At 59.3% G+C, this 22,481-nt stretch carries 14 protein-coding genes and 1 riboswitch; of the genes, 11 read left to right on the top strand and 3 right to left on the bottom strand.

From position 1 onward, the window contains the following. Nucleotides 1-130 precede the first annotated feature (130 nt). The 8 genes from Poly24_RS18400 (at nucleotide 131) to Poly24_RS18365 (ending at nucleotide 12,114) form a co-directional block, all read left to right on the top strand. Nucleotides 131-649: a sigma-70 family RNA polymerase sigma factor gene (locus tag Poly24_RS18400; RefSeq protein ID WP_145098787.1), complete on the top strand. Its 519-nt coding sequence runs from the start codon at nucleotides 131-133 to the stop codon at nucleotides 647-649. Next, nucleotides 646-2,361: a LamG-like jellyroll fold domain-containing protein gene (locus Poly24_RS18395; protein ID WP_145098785.1), complete on the top strand. Its 1,716-nt coding sequence runs from the start codon at nucleotides 646-648 to the stop codon at nucleotides 2,359-2,361. The genes Poly24_RS18400 and Poly24_RS18395 overlap by 4 nt, the downstream gene beginning before the upstream one ends. Nucleotides 2,362-2,467: 106 nt before the next feature. Next, nucleotides 2,468-4,966, top strand: a complete 2,499-nt coding sequence (locus Poly24_RS18390; protein ID WP_231753217.1) for a PSD1 and planctomycete cytochrome C domain-containing protein — start codon at nucleotides 2,468-2,470, stop codon at nucleotides 4,964-4,966. An 8-nt stretch (nucleotides 4,967-4,974) separates the two neighbouring features. After that, nucleotides 4,975-6,384: a DUF1501 domain-containing protein gene (locus tag Poly24_RS18385; protein ID WP_145098779.1), complete on the top strand. Its 1,410-nt coding sequence runs from the start codon at nucleotides 4,975-4,977 to the stop codon at nucleotides 6,382-6,384. A gap of 72 nt (nucleotides 6,385-6,456) precedes the next feature. Beyond that, complete coding sequence (locus tag Poly24_RS18380) at nucleotides 6,457-6,672, top strand: hypothetical protein (RefSeq protein WP_145098776.1); 216 nt, start codon at nucleotides 6,457-6,459, stop codon at nucleotides 6,670-6,672. A 72-nt stretch (nucleotides 6,673-6,744) separates the two neighbouring features. Further along, nucleotides 6,745-6,858: riboswitch (TPP riboswitch) on the top strand. A gap of 71 nt (nucleotides 6,859-6,929) precedes the next feature. Next, nucleotides 6,930-9,014: a phosphomethylpyrimidine synthase ThiC gene (gene thiC, locus Poly24_RS18375; RefSeq protein ID WP_145098773.1), complete on the top strand. Its 2,085-nt coding sequence runs from the start codon at nucleotides 6,930-6,932 to the stop codon at nucleotides 9,012-9,014. Nucleotides 9,015-9,519: 505 nt separating this feature from the next. Further along, entirely contained in the window at nucleotides 9,520-10,680 is a 1,161-nt protein-coding gene (proB, locus tag Poly24_RS18370; protein ID WP_145098770.1) for a glutamate 5-kinase, read from the top strand. A 147-nt stretch (nucleotides 10,681-10,827) separates the two neighbouring features. After that, nucleotides 10,828-12,114, top strand: a complete 1,287-nt coding sequence (locus Poly24_RS18365; protein WP_145098766.1) for an outer membrane protein assembly factor BamB family protein — start codon at nucleotides 10,828-10,830, stop codon at nucleotides 12,112-12,114. A 117-nt stretch (nucleotides 12,115-12,231) separates the two neighbouring features. On the opposite strand, the gene Poly24_RS18360 is transcribed toward Poly24_RS18365, so the two are convergent. Together Poly24_RS18360 and Poly24_RS27675 are read right to left on the bottom strand one after the other, a co-directional pair. Further along, nucleotides 12,232-13,392 (bottom strand): GNAT family N-acetyltransferase, encoded by a 1,161-nt coding sequence (locus Poly24_RS18360; protein ID WP_145098762.1) that lies wholly within the window; start codon nucleotides 13,390-13,392, stop codon nucleotides 12,232-12,234. A gap of 241 nt (nucleotides 13,393-13,633) precedes the next feature. Next, a complete protein-coding gene (locus Poly24_RS27675; RefSeq protein ID WP_145098759.1) occupies nucleotides 13,634-15,772 on the bottom strand; it encodes a nucleoporin in 2,139 nt (712 codons plus the stop codon). Nucleotides 15,773-16,195: 423 nt separating this feature from the next. Here Poly24_RS27675 and Poly24_RS18350 point away from each other — a divergent pair, with 423 nt between their 5' ends. Next, nucleotides 16,196-17,230: a lysylphosphatidylglycerol synthase transmembrane domain-containing protein gene (locus Poly24_RS18350; RefSeq protein ID WP_145098755.1), complete on the top strand. Its 1,035-nt coding sequence runs from the start codon at nucleotides 16,196-16,198 to the stop codon at nucleotides 17,228-17,230. Here Poly24_RS18350 and Poly24_RS18345 read toward each other — a convergent pair whose 3' ends face one another. Further along, nucleotides 17,231-18,034 (bottom strand): class I SAM-dependent methyltransferase, encoded by an 804-nt coding sequence (locus tag Poly24_RS18345; protein WP_197452005.1) that lies wholly within the window; start codon nucleotides 18,032-18,034, stop codon nucleotides 17,231-17,233. Between the two features lie 252 nt (nucleotides 18,035-18,286). Between Poly24_RS18345 and gap the strand changes: the two genes are divergently transcribed. Then, entirely contained in the window at nucleotides 18,287-19,312 is a 1,026-nt protein-coding gene (gap, locus tag Poly24_RS18340; protein ID WP_145098747.1) for a type I glyceraldehyde-3-phosphate dehydrogenase, read from the top strand. 355 nt (nucleotides 19,313-19,667) lie between these two features. Then, the gene (locus tag Poly24_RS18335) at nucleotides 19,668-22,481 is read left to right on the top strand and encodes a COG1361 family protein (protein ID WP_145098744.1); all 2,814 of its coding nucleotides are present in this window, start codon (nucleotides 19,668-19,670) and stop codon (nucleotides 22,479-22,481) included.

The raw sequence follows: 22,481 nt of genomic DNA, 5'->3' as shown, positions 1-22,481 counted from the left end.
GCTTTCCGTGGTGTTTGTTTTGACGCCGCAATGCGAGCGGCGAATTATGGCTGCAATGTGCATTTTCAAAAAAATGCTGTCACACTAGGTGGCGTCGCGACATGGTAATGGCAAGCAACGAAAGGGAACGATGCAACGCGGTGACTTCACAAAGATTGTCTTAGAGCACCAAGGCCGCATTCGGACGTTTATCCGGATGTTGGGTGCCGCTCCCGATGCGGTCGACGATCTGGCTCAAGATGCCTTTGTGATCGCGTATGAACGGCTGGAGATGCTCGAAGATATCGATCAGGCAGGTCCCTGGCTGCGTTCGATCGCCCGAAATTTGGTCCGCAACGAAGCTCGGAAATCGACGCGCCGTCGCCGAGTGGTCAACACCTCGCTAACCGACGTGATGCTGGGATTGGCCGACGAGCCCGATTCGGACGCTTGGACCGAGGAGTGGTTTGCGGCGTTGAAGGTCTGCTTGGAAAAGCTGCCTCAACATGGCCGAGCGTTGGTCGACGGCCGGTATCAGCAAGGGCAAAACGCATCCCAGTTGGCCGACCAAACCGACATGACTCCCGCAGCGGTGCGACAAGCGCTGTCGCGATTTCGGGGACTGTTGCGGCAATGCGTAGAAACTCGATTCCAGCAGGCGGGCGGATGAACGAACCAACCTTTGATGAACTGCTGAGCCAGTTTTTGGATGATGCGATCGGCGACGAGGATCTCGATCGCTTGGGAAAGATGATCGCCGACGACGAATCGCTGCGGCAACGCTACCGCGAAGAGGTGCAGATGGCCGAAGCGCTGGCGATGATCGCCGGTGATGATCGATCGGCGGAGCGGTTTGCGGAGCGATTGGATCAACGACTGGAAGCCGAATCGCAGAAGTTCGACTTCCTTAACCGGGTGCTCAATCGTTCGGGGAAGCTCGCCGAACGAAGCGTGATCCGCCGCTGGGCTCCTATCGTCGCGGGTGCCTTGGCTGCCAGCATCGTGATCGCGTTTGGCGCTGGTCTGTCGACCGGGCTGTGGCAGGGACGACATTCGGCCCCCGCGGTCGCCAACGCCGCGGGCGGACAATTGCCCGAACCGCCTCAACCTGCGGTGATCCCGCAGGAACCTGTCGACGATTCGGTCGCCATCCTCAAGCAAGTCGTCGACGTGGTCTGGACCGGGACCGATCAATACGAAGTGGGCGATTCGGTCTCGCCGCGCGAGATCATCGAGCTCGAATCGGGTTTGGTGCAATTGCAGTTTTTCCGCGGTGCGACGCTGACGCTGGAAGGGCCGGCGCGGTTGGAGATCAACGACCCGGATCAAGTCATGTTGCACGCGGGGCAGGCCTGGGCTCAGGTTCCCGTGCCGGCTCGCGGCTTCACCGTCCTGACCTCCGAAACCAAGATCGTCGACCTCGGAACTGAGTTTGGCGTTTCGGCGACTCCCGGCCAGCGGACCGAGGTCCGTGTCTTCGATGGTTTGGTCGAACTGTACGAACCGGCCAGCAAGCCCGACGGGGACATGCTGCACTCGCTGGAAACCGGGCAAGCGGTCAGCGTCGATGTGCAGGGGCGATCGACGCCGCTGTTGGATCAGGTCACCGCGATGCCTTCGGAATTGTTGCTGCGAGAAAAACGTTCGCAACAGATCCGCGAAGGCTATCGCCGCTGGCAGCGCTGGAGCGAGGAGTTCCGCGACGACCCGCGACTGCTGCTTTATTACAACTTTGAATCTCCTGATGCCACGACATCGACGCTTCGCAATCAAGCTTCCGACACGCGGAAGCTGGACGGAGCCGTTGTTGGGGGCGCGTGGACTCAGGGCCGCTGGCCGCAAAAGGGAGCGTTGGATTTCAAACGCCCCAGCGATCGCGTTCGGTTCCACGTCGCCGGCGACTTCGAATCGCTCACCCTGGCCGCTTGGGTTCGCGTCGATGGCCTCGACCGCATGCTCAGTTCGCTCCTGTTGACCGACCAGTGGGACAATGGCGAAGTGCATTGGCAGTTCGACCAATTGGGCCAACTGGGACTCTCGGTCGGCGGTGCCCCCGATGTCAAGTGGCGGTATACCAAGCCGTTAGTCGACCTGACTCAGCTGGGCCAATGGATCCATGTCGCATCGGTCTTCGATGGCGGTCGGCAAACGGTTCGACATTACTTTAATGGCCAGCGCGTTGGCGACGAAGAGTCGCTTCAATTCGACGGCCGCTTGCGGATCGGCAACGCGGAACTTGGCAACTGGGGGCGGCCGCAATGGCAAGGCTCTCAAGCGATCCGCAACTTCAACGGTCGCATGGACGAATTCATCTTGATCGATGGCGCGTTGCAAGACGCGGAGATTTTGGAAATCTACGAAACGGGCAATCCCAATCGCTAACGTGGTAGAAGTTATGACATCCCGCCTTAACCTTCAGCATCCCCTCCCTCCCCCTCCCCAAACGACACTGCTGACGGCGAATTTCGCTGTGTGTCGCTGGACCCTTTTGAAAACGCTTGTCCTGACAACCGCTTGCTTGGCGGTTGGCAATCTGGCGTGGGCCGACGATCCGGTCGATGCCGCTGCTCAAGCGGGCGATGAACCCATCGATGCTGCCAAGCAGATGGCGTTCTTTGAAACGAAGATCCGCCCGTTGTTGGCGGAGCGTTGCTACGATTGCCACGATGAGAACACGGCCGAATCGGAACTGCGCGTCGATACGTTCGAAGGGATGATCACCGGCGGGTTGGCCGGAACGGCATTGATCCCCGGAAAACCGCAGGGGAGTCTGATCGTCGCCGCGGTCGGCTATCGCGACAGCACGTTGCAGATGCCTCCGGACGAAAAGCTTTCCGACGCCGAGATCGCCGACCTGACGCGATGGGTCGAAATGGGAGCACCGCACCCCGATCGCGACGGCATGCAAACGATCAAGCCACGCAGCGACGTCGATCTGGAAAAGGGTCGACAGCACTGGGCATTCCGCCCGGTCGCAAAGGTCGATCCGCCTACGGTCCATCAAACCAGCCCATCGATCGCGGTTCAGGAGCGTCGCGACGCACCGGTGCAACATCCGATCGATGCCTTTCTGCTGCACCGATTGGAAGCCGAGGGGCTGCAACGAACTCCCGCCGCCGACAAGACGACACTGATCCGCCGGGCGACATTCGATTTGACCGGGCTGCCACCGACGCCAGCGGAGATCCAGAATTTTCTGGCGGATGATTCGGACGAAGCATTTGCCAACGTGATCGATCGTCTGCTGTCGTCGCCCCATTACGGGGAACGCTGGGCACGTCACTGGTTGGATGTGGCACGATACGCCGATTCCAATGGGCTCGACGAAAACGTGGTCCATGGCCACGCCTGGCGTTACCGCGACTATGTGGTCAACGCGTTTAACAAGGACAAGCCGTACGATGAATTTGTCGTCGAACAACTGGCCGGCGATCTCTTGCCGCCGCGCGAAGAACTCGCTCGCGAACACGAGCGTCTGATCGCGACGGGCTACTTGGTGTTGGGCCCCAAGGTTTTGGCAGAACAGGATGAAGCCAAGATGGAGATGGACATCATCGATGAGCAGCTCGACACGATCGGCCGCAGCATGCTGGGGCTGACGCTCGGATGCGCTCGCTGCCACACGCACAAGTTTGATCCGATCAGCCACCGCGACTATTACGGGCTGGCCGGCATCTTTAAAAGCACCAAGAGCATGGACAGCTACAAGACGGTCGCGAAGTGGCATGAAAATCTGATCGAGACGCCCGAACAAGAAAAGCGTTATCAGGAGCATGTCGCCGAAGTCGCCGCACAAGAAAAGAAGATCGCCGACGTCATCGCCGCCGCGACGGCGCTGTTGGAGAAACCGGACAGCGAATTGGCGTTGGCTCAGCGCGAGAAAAAGTTCCCTGCCGAAACGACGGCGGTTCTGAAAACCGAACGCGAGACGCTGAAGAAGCTGAAGGATTCGGCTCCCCAGCGCCCGATGGCGATGGGCGTTACCGAGGGGGAAGTCGCCGACACGAGTGTTCATCTGCGAGGCAGCCATCTGACGCTGGGGGATGTCGTTCCGCGGCGGTTCCCCGAGGTGCTGGCATCGACCGAGCAACCGCCATTGCCAACCGACACCAGCGGTCGGCTGCAGTTCGCCCGTTGGTTGACCGACGGCCAACATCCGCTGACCGCACGCGTGATGGTCAACCGACTCTGGCACGGCCATTTTGGCAAGGGCCTGGTGACGACTGTCGACAACTTCGGTTTGCAAGGGGCTCCGCCGACGCATCCAGAACTGTTGGATTGGCTGGCGAATCGGTTTGTGGAATCGGGCTGGTCGATCAAGGCGATGCATCGCACGATCATGCTCTCGGAAGCCTATCAACGCAGCAGCCAACACGATGCCAAGAACGTCGAAACCGATCCAGGCAACTCGCTGTACTGGCGATTCAACCTTCGCCGCTTGGAGGCGGAAGCGATCCGCGACAGCCTGTTGGCGGTCAGTGGTCAATTGGACCGAACCGTTGGCGGCAACATCTCGCAGTACAAAAATCGCGAGTACGTCTTCAACCACACCTCGCAAGATCGATCGACCTACGACATCAACCGTCGTTCGATCTACGTACCGGTGATCCGGAACCATCTGTACGACATGTTCCAGCTGTTCGATTACAGCGACGCCAGCGTGCTCAACGGCAATCGCAATGTCAGCACGATCGCACCGCAAGCGTTGTTCATGATGAACTCCGAATGGGTCTCCAATCTTTCGCTGTCGATCGCCGATCGCTTGTTGCAAGACATCAGCGACCCGGCCGCGCGGATCGATCAATTGTACATGCAGTCGTTTGGCCGGCCGGCGACCGCCGACGAACGAGATCGTTCGCTCGACTTTGTTTCGCAGTTTGCATCGATCTCGAAAACGCCAACCGACCGCGAGGAAGCGGAACGTCAGGCGTGGCAGCGATTGTGCCAAGCGATTGTTGCATCCAGTGAATTCGTTTACATCCGATAGGTAGGGCCATGAATTTTTCACGACGACAACTATTGAAGACGACTGGAGCGGGCTTCGGATCGCTGGCCCTGACATCGCTTTTGGCCGACGAGTCGGCGGGGAGCAATCAGCCGGGACTATCGGGATCCGAACAGGCGCCTCACTTTCCGCCGCGGGCCCGCCGGGTGATCTTCCTGTTCATGAAAGGTGGTCCATCGCACATGGACACCTTCGATTACAAGCCGCAGTTGCAGAAGGACGATGGCAAGCCGTTGCCCTTCGAAAAACCGCGGGTCCAATTTGCACCGACCGGCAATCTGCTAGGATCGCCGTGGAAGTTCAAACAGTATGGCGAGAGTGGGATCGCGGTCAGCGAGCTGTTCCCGCATGTTGCCGAGTGTGTCGACGATCTGTGCATTATCAATTCGATGTACGGTTCCAATGCGGCGCACGGCGGGGCGAGTCTGAAGATCCACACCGGCAGCGACGTGTTCGTTCGTCCCAGCATGGGATCGTGGATCTCTTACGGCTTGGGGACGGAAAATCAGAATCTGCCCGGCTTCATAACGATCTGCCCGACGTTGGCTCATGGCGGCACGAAAAACTGGAGTTCCGCCTTCCTGCCAGCCAGCCACACGGGAATCCCGTTGGGGAACGCCAGTCAGCCGTCGGACCAGGCACGGGTCAAATACATGCAGAACGCCGATCTCGACCGAGCGAGCCAGCGGATGCAATTGGAACTGATGCAATCGATGAACCAGAACTTCCTCGATTCGACCGGTCCCGATTCGGCGCTCGAAGCGCGAATCAAATCGTTCGAACTGGCGTTCCGAATGCAAACCGAGATGCCCGACGCATTGGATCTCGCGGCCGAGACGCAGACGATGCACAATCTGTATGGTTTGGACGATCCGAAGACCGCCGACTTTGGCCGCCAGTGCCTGATGGCGCGGCGGTTTGTCGAGCGCGGCGTGCGGTTTGTGCAAATCACGCACAGCAACACCGAAGTCCAATGGGATCAGCACGGTTCGCTGCGGAAGGGGCACGAGCAGAATGCAAAAGAAGTCGATAAACCGATCGCCGGTCTTTTGCGCGATCTCAAGGCACGCGGCCTATTAAAGGATACGTTGGTCTTGTGGGGAGGCGAATTTGGACGGACGCCGACCTGCCAAGGGGCCGGCAACGACGGTCGCGACCACAATCCCGATGGCTTCACGATGTGGATGTCCGGCGCCGGCGTTAAAGGCGGCATTCAGTACGGTGCGACCGATGAATACGGGTATTATGCCTCCGTCGACAAGGTCCACGTTCACGATCTGCATGCCACGATGCTGCATCTGTTGGGCTTGGATCACACGCGACTGACCTACCGCCATGCGGGCCGCGATTTCCGGCTGACCGATGTCGCGGGGAAGGTCGTCAAAGGAATTTTGGCGTAGCAGCGATCGTCGTTCCCGCGCCCCGTAGGCTGTGAAGTTGTCAAAAATAAGATCGACCCTGCGATCCCGATCATGAAACAAACCAGGGTCACCGGTCCGGGTTATCAGCCGCTGTGGCAACAGATCATCGCCAACGGGGTCGCCATAAACGGAATCGGCCACACGGTCAGTCTGTGCCTGGAGACGGCATGGAATACTCCCCACGGTACGCCTGCCGACTACCGGGACGTTGGCGCGAGCCTCGCTGCCGCCACAAGCGACTATCTCGGCGGGCGCGTCCAACCTTGAACACGATCTCGTGTTGGGGCTGCAATCGCAAACGGTACGGGTGTTGACTGAAAGCCCTGAAAAGCGATACTAAAACGACCGCGGGGGTGTCCATTTGGGACTGAGAGTTTCGAGAAGCATGAATCGAAACAACCCTTCGAACCTGATGCGGGTTATACCGACGAAGGGAGCGAGACGGCAGCTTGGATTCTCTCTCGGACTTTGCCGTAGTCTCTTCTCCGAGTCATTTTCCCCAATTTGCAAATCAAAGGGAAGCAATGGATTCTCCGGCACTGCCAACGTTGAACGTGTTGAATAACGCCAAGCGGCAAGACGATTTTGCCGGGCAGTCTGCCGATGGCCCCGACAACGCGGATGAGATTCGAGCGATCGAAAACGATCCGACGTTGTTCCCGAATTCTACCCGTATCTACGTCGCGGGCGAGATTCACCAAGGACTGAAGGTGCCAATGCGGGAGATCCGTGTCTCGGACACCGAACACCCCAATGGCAAAGTCGAAAAGAACGAAGCGGTCCGCGTCTACGACTGCTCGGGCCCTTGGGGCGACCCCGAGTTTCAAGGCGATGTGACTCAAGGGCTTCCGGGATTGCGACGGCAGTGGATTTTGGACCGCTGCGATGTCGAGGAGTACACCGGGCGCGACGTACAGCCGGAAGACAACGGCTACCTCTCCGAAGCGCATTCGGAAAAGTACAACGAACTGAAAAAGCCCAAAAACAAGCTCAAGGAGTACCCTGGGCTTCGACGCAAACCGTTGCGTGCCAAGGGGAGCACCGCTGCCGATAGCGACTGGCATCCGGTGACGCAAAAGTGGTATGCCGATCAGGGAATCATCACGCCCGAGATGGAATACGTGGCCATCCGCGAAAACCTGGGACGCAAGGAGGAATTCAAAACGATCGCCGATAAGTATCCCAACCTTCGCGATCTCCCCCCCGAAGCGTCCGATCGCATTCGGCAATTGTGCTCCACGCCCGAGGGTTACGAAATGCCTCGGCCGTCGGAGATCGATCCCAACCAACAGGTCCCCCGCAATCGCATCGACCATCAGCATCCGGGACAGTCCTGGGGGGCGATAATTCCAACGTTCATCACCGCAGAGTATGTGCGTTCCGAAATCGCCCGAGGCCGCGCGATCATTCCGGTCAACGTCAACCATCCGGAAAACGAACCGATGATTATTGGCCGGAACTTCCTGGTCAAAATCAACGCCAACATCGGTAACTCCGCTGTCACCTCGACGATCGACGAAGAAGTCGAGAAGATGCGTTGGGCGACCAAGTGGGGGGCTGATACCGTCATGGATCTCTCGACCGGAAAGAACATCCATGCGACGCGTGAGTGGATCATTCGCAACAGTCCAGTGCCGATCGGAACGGTTCCCATCTATCAGGCTCTGGAGAAAACCGGCGGGCAGGTGGAAGCGCTGACCTGGGAATTGTTTCGCGATACCTTGATCGAGCAAGCCGAACAAGGGGTTGATTACTTTACCATTCACGCTGGGGTTCTGAAGGCATTCGTTCCGCACACCGCCAAACGGATGACCGGAATCGTCTCTCGTGGTGGCTCCATCATGGCCAAGTGGTGCATTCACCACGAGAAGGAGAACTTTCTCTACGAGCATTGGGACGAGATTTGCGACATTTGCGCCGCCTATGATGTCAGCTTCTCGATCGGCGACGGCCTGCGTCCCGGCTCAATCGCCGACGCAAACGACTACGCTCAACTTGCCGAATTGGAAGTCCAGGGTGAGCTGACCAAGCGCGCTTGGGCCAAGGGCTGTCAAGTGATGAACGAGGGGCCGGGGCACGTGCCCATGCACCTGATTCAAGAGAATATGCAGAAGCAGATCGAGTGGTGTCACGAAGCCCCTTTCTACACGCTTGGCCCACTCACGACCGATATCGCTCCAGGTTACGATCACTTTACCTCGGGGATCGGAGCGGCCCAGATCGGCTGGTACGGCTGTGCCATGCTCTGCTACGTGACTCCCAAAGAACACTTGGGTCTACCCGATCGCAACGATGTCCGCGAAGGTGTGGTGACCTACAAGATCGCCGCCCACGCAGCGGATTTGGCCAAGGGGCATCCGGCGGCTCAAATCCGCGACAACGCCCTCTCCAAGGCTCGGTTTGAGTTTCGGTGGCGCGATCAATTTGCCCTCGGTCTCGATCCGGCTCGTGCCATCGAGTACCACGATGAAACGTTGCCAGCCGAAGGGGCCAAGTCGGCTCACTTTTGCTCCATGTGTGGTCCGACGTTTTGTTCGATGAAGATCACCGGTGACGTTCGCAAATACGCTCAAGAGCAAGGCATCGGCTCACAAGACGCCGCGGAATAGACTCCAAGCGATCTCAGCCGCCAGCTCCGGCTGGCTTGACACTAGCGCCGCTGAACGCGGCTCAGGGCACAAAAGATATCCACACCTCTCTGCGGTGTAATGGAAAGAGTGGACCTGCGTTTATCATTACCGCGCCAGGGGGGCGGCAGCGATGAGGCGGTGGTTGAGCGGAAGCGATACCACCAGCAGGGTGCGTCCCCAAATCTCGTTTAACCGCGAGGGCATCGCCCGCGCGTCGTTCGCTCGAGTGTGCATCGCCCCCACAGCCCATCGGGCTGTGGCTTCAGTTCATCGCTGTCCCCAAAACCGTGCTTTTCCCTGCTTGGCCCTCATTGAGAAACCACCCCAAGTGGTTGCGAACCATCGTTTTCATCGGTGGCAGACGGTTGAAGGCCAGTCGTTGTCTTAACCGTGAGGATCCAATCGCGCGCGACGTTTCGCGGCGGGGGCTTTGCGCCGCGGGGTCGGTTGGCGCAGAATGGTTGTCACCTCATAGGAATTTAAAGTGGCAACCGACATCCATCGAATCGAAGCGCTCAACGCGGCAAAAACCTTGGTCGTTAAAGTCGGCACGCGTGTGCTGACATCTCCTGACGGCGGGCTCGACCGCAACCGAATCGCGATCCTCGCCGAACAATTATGCAAAGTCATGGACTCGGGGCGGACCGTCGTGCTGGTCAGCAGCGGTGCAGTCGGAGCGGGGATCGGCAAGCTGGGACTGACCGAACGTCCGCGATTGCTGGCCGACTTGCAAGCCGTGGCGGCGATCGGGCAAACCGATCTGATCCAAGCCTACGAGCACGCGTTCGCAAAACATGGGCGGCACGCGGCGCAGGTTCTACTGACCGCCGACGATCTGCGAAATCGCTCCAGCTTTTTGAACCTGCGGAATGCACTGCGTCAGATCGCGGCCTTTCGGGCGATTCCGATCATCAACGAAAACGACAGCGTTGCGGTCGAAGAACTGATGACCACCTTTGGCGACAACGATCGCTTGGCCGCTTCGGTTGCCAGTCTTATTAACGATGCGATGTTGGTGATCCTGACCGACATCGACGGCCTGCATACCTGCCACCCCAGCGATCCGAACAGCAAAAGGATGTCGACGGTTGAAACGATCAACCACGAGGTGATCGCGATGGCCTGCGACACAAAAAGCAGTGTCAGCAAGGGAGGGATGAGCAGCAAACTTGTCGCCGCTCAGATCGCCACCTCGCATGGCCACTCGGTGATCATCGGCCCCGGCCGCGATGATCGTGTGTTGGAAAAGATCTTGGCTGGCGAATCGATCGGAACGCTGTTTCAACCCGAAGAGAAAGCGATTCGCGGCCGGCTGCGGTGGATCGATTCGGCAGCGGCATTGGCGGGCGAACTGCACGTCGACGCAGGTGCCGCTCGCGCGGTAGGTGACCGAGGAAAGAGCCTGTTGGCGATCGGAATCCGCCGCGTCGAGGGAGTGTTTGATCGTGGCGAAGTCGTTGCCATCGTCGACCCTCAAGGAAATGAGATCGCTCGTGGTCTGATCAACTACACTTCCGACGAAGCGACAAAAATCATCGGCTTGCCCAGTGGCCAGATCGCCGACGTCCTAGGGCATTGTCCTTATGACACCGTGATCCACTGCGACAACATCGCCACCAACAGCGGTCTGCCGCTGCCACGCTAGATCGGCAGTGCCTTGGCCGCCTGACGGTAGCAGAGACGCAGCCCCTACTCGGTTCGCCGCGGTAAAAACTTGCGTTTCGCCTTGGGGCAGCGTAGAACATCGGTCCCGCACTTCTGCGGTCGATCCTCTCGCCCTCTGGTCTCACCGATGAAACTTCTGCTGCGAACCTGCATCGCCCTTTTGATGATCTTTCCTGTCGCATCGGCGGACGCGGAACCGTGGCCAGGCTGGCGGGGGCCGCGCGGCGATGGCAGCAGCTTGGAATCGACGCCGCCGACCGATTGGGACGGCACGACGGGGAAGAACATCGTTTGGACGAAGGATTTGCCCGGCACGGGGCATGGATCGCCAATCGTCTGGAACGACAAGATCTTTCTTGTCACATGCCTCGAAGATCAGCAGGACCGCCAGTTGTTGTGTTTGAGCACGGCGACGGGGGAGACGCTTTGGGAATCGACCGTTTTCAACGCGCCGTTAGAAACGAAGCATTCGTTAAATAGCTTTGCCAGCAGCACACCAGTGACCGACGGCGATCAGGTCGTTGCCGTTTTCCTGGAGGTCGATGGCAGCGAGGCGCCGGCGAAAAACGTCGGCAGGGCACGCAACCTCACGCCGGGCAAGATCGTCGTCGCAGCGTACGATTTGTCCGGCAAACAGCGTTGGTTAGCGCGGCCGGGTGTCTTTCGCAGCGTCCACGGCTTTTGCAGCAATCCCGTTTTGCATGACGATCTCGTGATCATCAACGGAGATCACGATGGCGATTCGTTCCTGGTGGCCTTGGATCGCAAAACGGGGCAAACCGTCTGGAAGGTGCCGCGTCGGCATCAAACGCGCAGCTATGCGACGCCGCTGATCCGTGAGGTCGAAGGTGCGGATCAGCTTGTTTTGCCGGGCAGCTTGGCCGTCACCAGTTTCAATCCGCGCGATGGGGCGACGCTGTGGACGGTTGAAGGGCCGACCGAACAGTTCGTCGCGTCGCCGGTTTACGACGGCAAACACTTCTTCGTCACAGCGGGCTATCCAACGCATCACGTGATCGCGATCCGCCCCGACGGACGCGATGATGTCAGCGATTCGCATGTCAGTTGGCACAGCACCGACGTCCGCAGCTATGTCCCTTCGCCGATCTTGGCTGGACCGTTTTTGATCGTGGCCGACGATCGGGGGACAGCCAATTGTTACGACACGGCAACCGGGGAACGCTTCTGGAACGTGCGGTTGGGGCGCAAGTTTAGCGCCTCGCCAGTCGTGGCGGCTGGCAAGGTTTTCCTGTTGGCTGAAGATGGCACGATGCACATCGTGCAGCCGGGGAAAGAGTTCCAGCAGATCGCTGAACCGCAACTGGGCGAGCGGGCGTTTGCATCGCCAGCGATCGCCGATGGCCGAATCTACATTCGCGGTGAGCAACGGTTGTTTGCGATCGGAGAGAAGTAGTACGTCGCTCGACTCGTTAACCGCGGCAGCAACGCCCCACGCGTTGGAACGGAATTGACGCCCGACCCGACGGGGACGGGGTGACCCGAATCGGGCCGCCGACACAAACGGCGGAGATCAGTGGTAACTGCCGCGGCCGAACTGTGGATGGACTTTGCGTAGCAGCCGCTTCGACCACTCCTTGCCGGGCAACGCCTTGAGCGTTCGCATCATCCCACCGCGTAGACGCCTCGCGTGCCATGCGGCGGGCGAGACGCAGATCGCGCCGTGGGGGACACTGTCGATGACGTTGTTGAGTGTCCATTTATAGGGTAATTCACCGTACCCAAAATCAATCTTGTCGATCTGGTTGGCTTCCGCCTGGCGAACGATTTCTAAAAACAACGCGGTGCCGGGGGAGGCGTAGCTGAAGTCCTGATCGTATACCGGGAACCAATAATGCAGCAGCTTGCCTTCTTGCATTCCCATGTGCATCGCGACCAATTGGTCTCCGGCGTAGATCGCCGAAAGGCGTCCTTGGACGGCACCGTCGCGGGTGAGCATCAGGTGCAAGAGGCTGCGGATCCAATCGACCGAGAAGATGTCAAAAATCCGAGTGCGTTGATATTGTTCGCGTTTGAGTTGGATCAAGCGATCGAGCACGGCGGGGTCGGTCGACGCATACTCCAACCGCAGCGGTCCCTCCTCGCGAATCAACTTCTTCGTTTTGCGTCGCTGTTTAAAAATCGTTTTCCGATTCTGTTCCAGCCAGAGATCGTAGCGAAGGTCGGATGCATTCAGGTCGCATAAAAACGCTTTGGTCCATCCAAAGGCGTGCTCTTGAACGTCGTCGGCCGACGAGAAGAGGGCATGGTATTCGTATCCGGTGGCATCGAGTTCGGTCAGCAAGCCACGCCAATCGATCGTCGTGCCAGGGCCGCAGATGGGGCCGTGAGCATCGTTGATCGTGCGACCGACGGGAAACAGCGATCGGCCGCTGCGATGGTAGGGAAGGAAGGCGATCGGAATGCCGGCCTGTTCGATGATTGCGACCTGGCAGTCGTCGCGAACTTGGTTGACCGCTTGCGTAAACTCAGGCGAAAAGAAGGGGCTGTAGAGGGCCGGATTGCTCGATCGCAATTCCTCCCACCGGGCAACCAATCCATCGTCCAGGCAACTTGCGTGGATCGATCGGACGTGATGCTTTCCCGCCGCGGTCGGCAACGACGATGGGGGAACATCGGCGTTGCGTTCCGATGGCGACTGGGACGGTTGGTTGGGAGAGTCGGCCAAGGGCATTGGGTGAATCGACGGCGATGGGAGGGGCCGGGAATCCTGCACGGAAGTTCAGCTCAACTAAGTTAATTGAGAATCGGGGCGCATCAAGTGTGAAGCTTTCGGCACGTCACCTTTTTTTGGTGAAAAGATATTGCTCGGTGGTGGGGGATGTTCGGTGTAAAAGAAAAGGGACCGCTTCGCTAGGAAGCGGTCCCTTTCGCTGAAATTTAACACTTCGCAGCGTTTTGCCGCTGCGTGTTGGCTAGTTGCTGACCAGTTGGATCACTGGACCGTTGATCGATTTTGCGATCTGTCCGACGTAATCCGCGTCCAAAGGACTCAACCGTCGCGTCGGCACGGTGCAGGTGCGACCGTTGGATTTCAGCAGTTTCACGAAATCGGTTCCGATCAGGATCAGTCGCCCTTCGGTTTCAAAGGTACTGGTGTTGTCCTTCCAGACACGCATCGAAAGGTCGCCGAACGGATCGTCCGCCGCTTCTTTGTTGTCGTCGGCCGGCTTGGGGTCACCAAACAGGTCGTCGAGCCCACCGGCAGGTTCCGGTTCCGTTGCGGGAGCCGCGTCGTCTGCTGGAGGCGTGCCGAACAGATCGTCCGCGGGAGCCGGTTCGGTTGCTGCCGGTGGCGTGCCGAACAGGTCGTCTGCGGGCGCGGAATCGGTTGCTGCGGGCGGGGCGCCAAACAGGTCGTCGGTTTCCATGGGGGCTTCCTTGGCAGGTTCACCAAACAAATCGTCCGCGGGTGCGGCGTCGGCAGGTTTGGCGGGCTCTCCGAACAAATCACTCGGATCCGCAGGCGTTGGTTCACCTGGAACGCCAAACAAGTCGTCCGCGGGCGCGTCCTTCATCGGTTCAGCCGGTGCCGCTCCAAACGGATCGTCCGCGGCAGGCTTCGGTTCAGCGGGGGCCCCAAAGGGATCGTCCGCAGGCGTTTCCTTCATCGGTTCAGCCGGTGCCGCTCCGAAGGGATCGTCGGCTGCCGGTTTGGGTTCTTCAGCGGCCTTCGGCTCGCCGAAGAGGTCGTCGGCAGGCGTTTCTGTCATCGGTTCGGCGGGAGCTCCGAAGGGATCGTCGGCTGCCGGTTTGGGGTCGGCCGGCGCGTCGAACAGGTCGTCCGCGGGTGCGTCCTTCATCGGTTCGGCGGGAGCGCCAAAAGGATCATCCGCAGCAGGCTTTGGTTCGGCGGGAGCCCCGAAGGGATCGTCGGCTGCTGGCTTGGGTTCCGCAGGTGCATCGAACAGGTCGTCCGCGGGTGCGTCCTTCATCGGTTCGGCGGGTGCCGCGCCAAAAGGATCGTCTGCAGCAGGCTTCGGTTCGGCTGGAACTTCGCCAAACGGATCGTCGGCTGCTGGTTTGGGATCCGCGGCGGGGGTCGGTTCGGCAGGTGCCGCCCCGAAGGGATCGTCCGCAGCAGGTTTTGGATCGGCGGCAGGCTTCGGTTCGGCCGGAGCGGCACCGAAGGGATCGTCTGCAGGCGCTTCTTTCATTGGTTCGGCAGGCGCTCCAAAGGGATCGTCGTCAGCGGGCTTTGGTTCCGCTGGCGCTGCCTTGGGCTCTGCCGGTGCAGGCGTTGGTTCGGCGGGAGCTGGTTTGGGCTCAGCGGGTGCCGCCTTGGGTTCGGCAGGAGCTGGTTTGGGCTCAGCGGCCGCCTTGGGTTCAGCAGGAGCTGCTTTTGGCTCTGCAGCCGCCTTGGGTTCGGCAGGAGCCGCTTTGGGCTCTGCAGCCGCCTTGGGTTCGGCAGGAGCCGCTTTGGGCTCTGCAGCCGCCTTGGGTTCCGCGGGAGCTGCTTTGGGTTCGGCTGGCTCTGGCGTGGCATTGCGTTCGCTGAAAGGATTCGGCGTTTCGGTCGGCATCGGTTCGGGATTGACCGGCGTCGGCGCAGGTTTGGGTTCGGTCGGCATCGGTTCGGTCGCCGTCGCAGGTTGGATCACCTGGTCGTCTTTGGCATCGGGAGTCTCGGTGGAGTCGCCAATGACTTCGGGGGCTGGCGGTGGAGTGGTTTCTTCTGCGGCCGCTGGCGGCAAGGTGAGAACCGTTTGAGGTTCCGCGGTCGAATCACCGCTGTACGATCCGGTCTTGCAGATCGGGCAGTTATCGGCTGGGTACGCGGGGAGGCTGGACGAGACGACTGGTGCGGCGGTACTGATTCCACAAGCCGGCGACGAGACGACCGCGGGGGCACAGGAGGCCGACCGGGAGACGACCGGCGCGGTGCTGCAGCTGGGCGCACAGTAAACGGGAGCGCAGGACGCGGGGCATGGGCAGCAGCAGTTCGATGCCGAGGGTGCAAAGCAACCGGCAACGGCATGAGGCGGCACAGCCATGATGACGGTCAGCGTCGTGACGATCATCACGCTCAGCTGACGGCGAATTCGTCGATTCATTATCAACAGTCTCCAGGGAAAGCGACTCTTCGTGTTTTGTAAGCGACGGTCGACCGGATGCCAGTGGGAGGGTGGTCGGCTGCCGTGCCGCGCAAAATGGCGGTGGGATGGAACCCTTATGCTAGTTGTCGTGTAAGGCAGCAGCAAGCAATACCAATGGAAGGGGAGCAGAAAATCGAAACGCAGGCAGAGATTTTACCGTTAGGGTAACTATGCTTGAGGCTGTCGGTGACGAAGTTTCGGTCGTTCGGGTCGCCTGTTCGCATGCCATCGCCTGCTTTCTTTCACATCAACTCTCGGAGGTTGGTTCGCTATCGAAGGCTGCAATCCTCTATACAAAAAGCGGTTTCCGGGCCTATCCTCTAACTATAGGACACAAACTGGGTGTGTCGGATTTTTGAGCCCTCCTGATAAAATGCCGCGATGAAAAGCACACCCAGTAAAACAATGTCTGTGAAGCAGGTTCTGTTGACGGTCGCCAAGTTTGGCGTACCGGTTGGGATCGTTTGGTATCTCGTTTCCCAGATCCAGCCCGAACAGTGGTCGGCGCTGCAAGCTTCGCCAAAGGAATACTCTCTGCTGGCCCTGGCGATGTTGGTCGGCCTCGCGGCGACCGTGCTCAGCTACCTTCGTTGGTGGCTGTTGGTGCGGTCTCACAACATTCCGTTGACGCCCACCGAAGGGGTTCGGTTGGGAGCGATCGGTTTTTTGCTGAACTTTGTTTCGATCGGAGCGGTGGGAGGGGATGTCTTCAAAGCCTATTTTCTGTCCCGTCGCACTCCAGGGAAAAAGATCGAAGTCTTTGCGACGGCGCTTGTGGATCGCGTTGTGGGGCTGTACGGATTGCTGTTGGTCGCATCGGTCGCGCTGTGGATGATCGGCGACTCGTTGGCCGGAGACGATGTTGCGATGATCCGCACCGTTGTCTATTCGTTAACCTTGGCCGGCGCCGCCTTTATGTTAGGGATCGTGTTGGGCGGTTCTCTGATCGACAAAGCTTTGGACCGGATAATGGACGTGCCGATGGTCGGGCCTTTCGTGCATCGCATCGCCGATCCTTTACGCGCCTTCCGGCACCATACCGGGGCGTTCATGATCACGATCGCGATGTCGGTCGTGGTGCACATGATGTTGGCGGTGGCAATCTATTTCATCGCCGCGGGTTTGTATCGACATCCTCCGACGCTACCCGAGCATATGGTGATCGTTCCGATTGCCAACGCCGTTGCTGGATTGCCGATCTCACTGGCTGGAATCGGTGTCTTCGAAGGCGCCCTGGACCATCTCTATGCCAAATTGCCTCAACAACCGACCGACGCATCGGGAACGATCGTGGGGTTGGTGTACGAAATGGTCAAGATCACGATCGCGATGATCGGAGTCGTCTTTTATTGGACGGGACAACGGGAGGTCCGGGAATCGTTTCAGGCTGCCAGCACGGCGCCTGCCGAATCGTGATCAATCACGATGGCAAACGGCGACAAAGCCCCCGGCGCGGACGCGCGGCAGCAGGTGCCGCAACGGCAACACGCCGCTGGCCGTTTGATTCAGTGGGAAGATCTGATCGACTTGGAAACCGGCTTGCCTCAGGTCGGCCTTCAGCTCATTCAACCCAAAGTTGTGAAGGAACATGTTCGGCAGTCCGCGATATTGGTAGACGCGATCGCCAAATTCTTGGTCGGTTTGCTTGCGGCTGGACCACCACGAACGGAATAGCCAGGCGGGGCCGGAGGGATCGTAAAGGGACGACCAGATATTGTGAACGTGCAGCACAAATCGCCCCCCCGGTTTGAGGATTCGCCGTGTGTGCGCAAGCGCCGCGATCCGGTGCTGACGACCGCGAATCATCCCCAACGTGCTAAACAGCGAGACGGCATGATCGACGCATTGGTCGGCGATCCCATTCAGATCGACAAGGTTTGCCCGGACTGAAACGATTGGCAGATTCTGCGTTTGGGTTTTCTGTTGCACCACATCCAACATGTGCTGGCTCAGATCGATCGCCAGCCCGCGATACCCGCTGGCCGCCAGTGCAACCAACGCCCGCCCGGTGCCACAGCCCAGATCGGCAACGGTCGCAGCCCCTTGTGAATCGGCGGGAGGCAGATGCCGCAAAACCAGCTGTTGATCCAAGGCAAACAGAGGGTGGTCGACGAAGTATTGGTCATACTCTGTTGCGATCGCCGGTCGCGCGGCATAATCCCAGGTTCCTGGGCTCACGCCCGCAGGCAACTGCCACGAAGGAATCGATTCAATTTGCACGCACAGCTCAAACGGTTAGAGACAACAAGGGTTCCGGTTGACACGCAACCGGACGATTAGGGAGTGATGACGGTCTTTGGGTGAAGTTTCGCTCGCAGGTCGCTTTACTCTAGAGAGTCGATCTAACCGCAAAATGCGACCTGGGGACTGGCTGGGGGGCGTTTTTTACCGCTATAATCCGTGCGACATTGAGCTCACCCTTTGTTGGTCGCCCTCAACACGATTCAATTTTTACTTCTTAAGGAGCATTCTGTGGCAATTCGAGTAGCAATCAATGGCTTTGGCCGCATCGGACGTTTGACGTTTCGCAATCTGATGGAACGCAGCGACGAATTCGAAGTTGTGGCGATCAATGACTTGACCGACAACGAAACTTTGCGAACGCTGTTGAAGTATGACAGCATCCACGGACGCTATCCAGGCGACGTCGCCTACGACGACAAGTCGATCATCGTCGACGGCAAGCCAATCGCCGCATTGGCCGAACGCGACCCAGCCAAGTTGCCTTGGGGCGAAATGAACGTCGACGTAGTGATCGAGAGCACCGGTTTCTTCACCGCGCGTGCTACCGACACCAAACCAGGTTACGATTCGCACTTGGCCGCCGGAGCCAAGAAGGTTGTTTTGAGCGCACCAGCGAAAGATGGCGCCGACCTGACCTGCGTGATGGGCGTCAACGACGACAAACTGACCGCCGACATGAAGTGCGTTTCGAACGCCAGCTGCACCACCAACTGCTTGGCTCCTGTCGCCAAGGTCCTCAACGACACCTTCGGTATCGAATCGGGCCTGATGACCACCGTTCACGCTTACACCAACGACCAGAAGGTGCAAGATCAACCGCACGCCGACCTGTACCGCTCGCGTGCTGCTGGCCAGAACATCATCCCAACCAGCACCGGTGCCGCCAAGGCCGTCGGTTTGGTAATCCCGGAACTGAAGGGCAAGCTGACCGGTATCGCGATGCGAGTTCCTGTGCCAACCGGTAGCGTCGTCGACCTGACCTGCAACTTGAGCAAAGAAGCGTCGGTCGAATCGATCAACGCCGCGATCAAGGAAGCTGCTGAAGGACCTCTGAAGGGCATCCTGATGTACACCGAAGACGCGATCGTCAGCAGCGACATCGTTCACGATCCGCACAGCAGCGTTTTCGCCGCCGACTTCACCCAAGTTCTGGGCGACAACGGCAAGTTCGTTAAGGTGATCAGCTGGTACGACAACGAATGGGGTTACAGCTGCCGCACCGCCGACTTGATCGCCAAGTTTGGCCCTATGTAATCCTGCCGATTACGTAAAAAATCGTAGCAAAATGCGAAAACCCTCGTTCTTTTTAGAGCGAGGGTTTTTTTGTTGTCAGAACGTCGCTGACATCAGCCGTTGCCGGGGGCCACCGAGCGCAAGCCGCTAGGTGTGCAGGCTTGCGAAGTTGTTTCGGTCGCGGTGTCGCACGGGAAGCTCAAGCCCGGACCATCGTTGCAGTCGTTAAGGTCGCGCGGAAGATCGGCAAACGTGGCGAATTCTCAACGCCAAATGTTGCATCCAGGCATCATTGCGCCATGGGAATGCTAGGTTTCTGCGGGCAAGGTCTGCCTGAACGGATTCGTTTGTGGAACCCGCAAAAACTGCAAGAGCGATGTTTGCTACAAGGACCCACCACTACTTCACCGCTGCGCTTTGGGCGTGCGTTCTGATGATGCCATGCGTCACCGGTTGCACTCACCTCCAATTGCCGGCGATCGATCCGACGGGCGAGTGCTTTTTCCTGCCATGCCCGAATACTACGACACTGACGCTGCCTTGCACCGATAAATTGCAAAATGGCTGCGGTCCGTTTGGGTGCCTGCCCGAGCCGGCGTTCACCGATCCCGCGCCGCCGCCCCCTTGTCTGCAAGGTGCGGGCATTCCGCAGACCGCTCCCGCCCCGCCACCAGCCAAGGTGGTCGACGAGTGCGCCGACGGTCCCAAAGCGGTTCTGTTCGACAAGCATTGCGATCTGCGCAAGTTGTTGCATCTGCCCGACCGTGGCAAACGCGGCCGGATCCTATTGAATCATCGCAAGATCATCGCGCCGGTCGGCGGCGAAGTTGTCTTGCTTTCCGGTGTGTGTGGAACCGACGGTTACCTGATGACCGGCGAACCGCTGGAGTGGATGTTGACGCCCGATAGCGTCGGCCACTTCATCGACGTCGGCGACGATAAACAGGGAGCGCTGCATCGCTTGGTCGCTCGCAACCCGGTCGAAAAGAAAACCGGCAGCTATGCGCTGGGGCGGACCAGTACCGTCGCATCGTTGATCACGCGTGGGAACCTGCGCCGCGGCGACGATGTGCCTGTGAAGAAGGGAGAGACTTGGTTGTCGATCAGCTCGCCCAGCGAAGGGATCAGCCGCGTCACGGTGATGGCTCCCGAAAGCGATTGCTGGGATCAACGCAAAGCGACCGCGACGATCTACTGGGTCGATGCGCATTGGCAATTCCCTGCGCCCCTGAATCTGCGCGCCGGCGAACAGGCTCAATTAACCACCCATGTCACTCGCAAAGAGGGTGAACTGCCAGCGTCGGGCTGGAAGGTCCGCTACCAGGTGATGAATCCTGAAGTCGCACTGTTCGACAATGGCCAATCGCAACCGCAAGCGGTGATCGAAGCGGTCGTCAACGAAAATGGCGATGCCACCGCGATCCTGCGTCCGATCGCGCCGGTTGCCGGAACCGCGTTCATTCAAACCACAGTGATCCGCCCTGCGGGATTAGACGAAGCGTTGCCGCGGATGACGTTGGGAGCGGGGCAGACGATGGTTACTTGGTCGGCACCACGGTTGGTCGTTCGAACCGGTGCCCCGCCATTTGTTGCTCGCGACGAAGAGTTTGCGATCGGCATCAACGTCTCCAACTCGGGCGATTTGACTGCGGAAAACGTTCGCGTTTTGACCGAACTGCCCCCAGGCGTCGAACTGGTCAGCACCTCGTTGATCCAAGCTGATGGCAGCCGAGTGCCGGCGCAACATACGCTGGTCGGGGCTCAGGTTTTGTGGGACATCGACAACCTGCCCGCTCAGACTCAACTAGACATCGAATTGAACGTTCGCGCCAAAGCGAGCTTCCAGATTCCGGTGCAAGCTCGTGGAGCGGAGAACACGTTTGCCGAGGACACCGTCAACGTGACCGTCGTCCAACGGAACCTGGTCGTCACGATTACCCCAGCCGATCCGAACGCTCGTGCCGAGGTTGGGCAAGAGACGACGTTCAATATTGAAGTACGCAACAACGGCGATCAACCGATCTCGGGCGTCCAAGTGCACGCTCAAGGGGATCAAGGTCTGTTGGCCTTTGCCGCCGACACCGGTCAGTGGCAACAGCATGTCGTGAAAGTATTGGAAGAGCCTTTGCTGCCTAACAAGCCTTGGACCATCCAAGCGACCTACCAGGTTCGGGAACCGGGGCAGCGATGCGTTCAAGTGATCGCAACTGGCGGCAACGCTCAACGAGCGACGGAAACGGCCTGCGTCAACGCGGTCAATCCACCACCGGCCAACCCAATGGTTTCGGCTCGCATCGTGACCGGCAGCCAGTCGGTGCAACAGGGGGAGGAAGTGTTGGTGAAGTACTTCGTCTACAACAACGGGACCGTGCCGCTGACAAATGTCCGCGTTGTGGCCACCTACGACCCCGCGTTGACTGCGTTGCAATTCACCCAAGGTTACGACTCGTCCCAGCTAGGGATCTTCACGGTCAGCTGGGTTTTACCAAGCATCCAACCAGGTGAGGAATTGCCGGTCGAAGGGCAGTTCCGCGTCGACGGTCGCCCCGGCGTGGCTCGATTGGATGTAGCGATCTCGTCGGAACAAGGTGCCAACGCATCGGCCGATACGACGTTGCAGGTGTTAGCAAGGACTGTGGCTCCGCCCCCTGCGACGGGGCAGGCTCCCACGCCGCAGCCAGCTCAGCCGCCGCAACAACCGACGCCCCAGCCGCCACCGATTGGTGCACCGCCAATCAACGGCAGCACGACTCCGATTCCAGGTCCATCGACGCCACCGGCCCAAACGCCCGGTGCGGTCGGCAGCGGAATCGGCGGCTTGCAGGTCGACATCGAATCTCGCGACAACCCGGTTGTCGTCGGCGATCGAATCTCGCTCGACTTGGTCGTGACGAACAATCGGAACGTTCCCGAGGACGATGTCATCCTGAGCATCCTGCTGCCAGCCGGAACGCGGCTCGAAGCGGTGCAGTCGACGATGTTCCAAGGGGATCCGGTCGAAAACATCTCCGCCGATGGGATCGTCCGGCTGCAGCCGATCAGCCAGTTGAGGGCCGGTGAGGCGATCCGCTACACGGTGTTGATCAGCGGAAACCAGCCGCAATTGATGACCGTGCGGGCCGAAGCGACCAGCCGTCAGACGTCTCAAGGCGTCGGCGACGAGACGCGGTTGCAGGTTCAAGCACGCTAA

The sequence above is a fragment of the Rosistilla carotiformis genome, from assembly GCF_007753095.1.
Lineage (GTDB): Bacteria > Planctomycetota > Planctomycetia > Pirellulales > Pirellulaceae > Rosistilla > Rosistilla carotiformis.
The sequence above is the reverse complement of the archived record's forward strand: the minus strand, read 5'-3'. Positions and strand labels throughout refer to the sequence as shown.

Bases quoted from the DNA above. Each gene is read 5' to 3' on its own strand.
- Poly24_RS18400 (WP_145098787.1), top strand. From the start codon at position 131: ATGCAACGCGGTGACTTCACAAAGATTGTCTTAGAGCACCAAGGCCGC.
- Poly24_RS18395 (WP_145098785.1), top strand. From the start codon at position 646: ATGAACGAACCAACCTTTGATGAACTGCTGAGCCAGTTTTTGGATGAT.
- Poly24_RS18385 (WP_145098779.1), top strand. From the start codon at position 4,975: ATGAATTTTTCACGACGACAACTATTGAAGACGACTGGAGCGGGCTTC.
- Poly24_RS18380 (WP_145098776.1), top strand. From the start codon at position 6,457: ATGAAACAAACCAGGGTCACCGGTCCGGGTTATCAGCCGCTGTGGCAA.
- thiC (WP_145098773.1), top strand. From the start codon at position 6,930: ATGGATTCTCCGGCACTGCCAACGTTGAACGTGTTGAATAACGCCAAG.
- Poly24_RS18365 (WP_145098766.1), top strand. From the start codon at position 10,828: ATGAAACTTCTGCTGCGAACCTGCATCGCCCTTTTGATGATCTTTCCT.
- Poly24_RS18360 (WP_145098762.1), bottom strand. From the start codon at position 13,392: ATGCCCTTGGCCGACTCTCCCAACCAACCGTCCCAGTCGCCATCGGAA.
- Poly24_RS27675 (WP_145098759.1), bottom strand. From the start codon at position 15,772: ATGAATCGACGAATTCGCCGTCAGCTGAGCGTGATGATCGTCACGACG.
- Poly24_RS18350 (WP_145098755.1), top strand. From the start codon at position 16,196: ATGAAAAGCACACCCAGTAAAACAATGTCTGTGAAGCAGGTTCTGTTG.
- Poly24_RS18335 (WP_145098744.1), top strand. From the start codon at position 19,668: ATGTTTGCTACAAGGACCCACCACTACTTCACCGCTGCGCTTTGGGCG.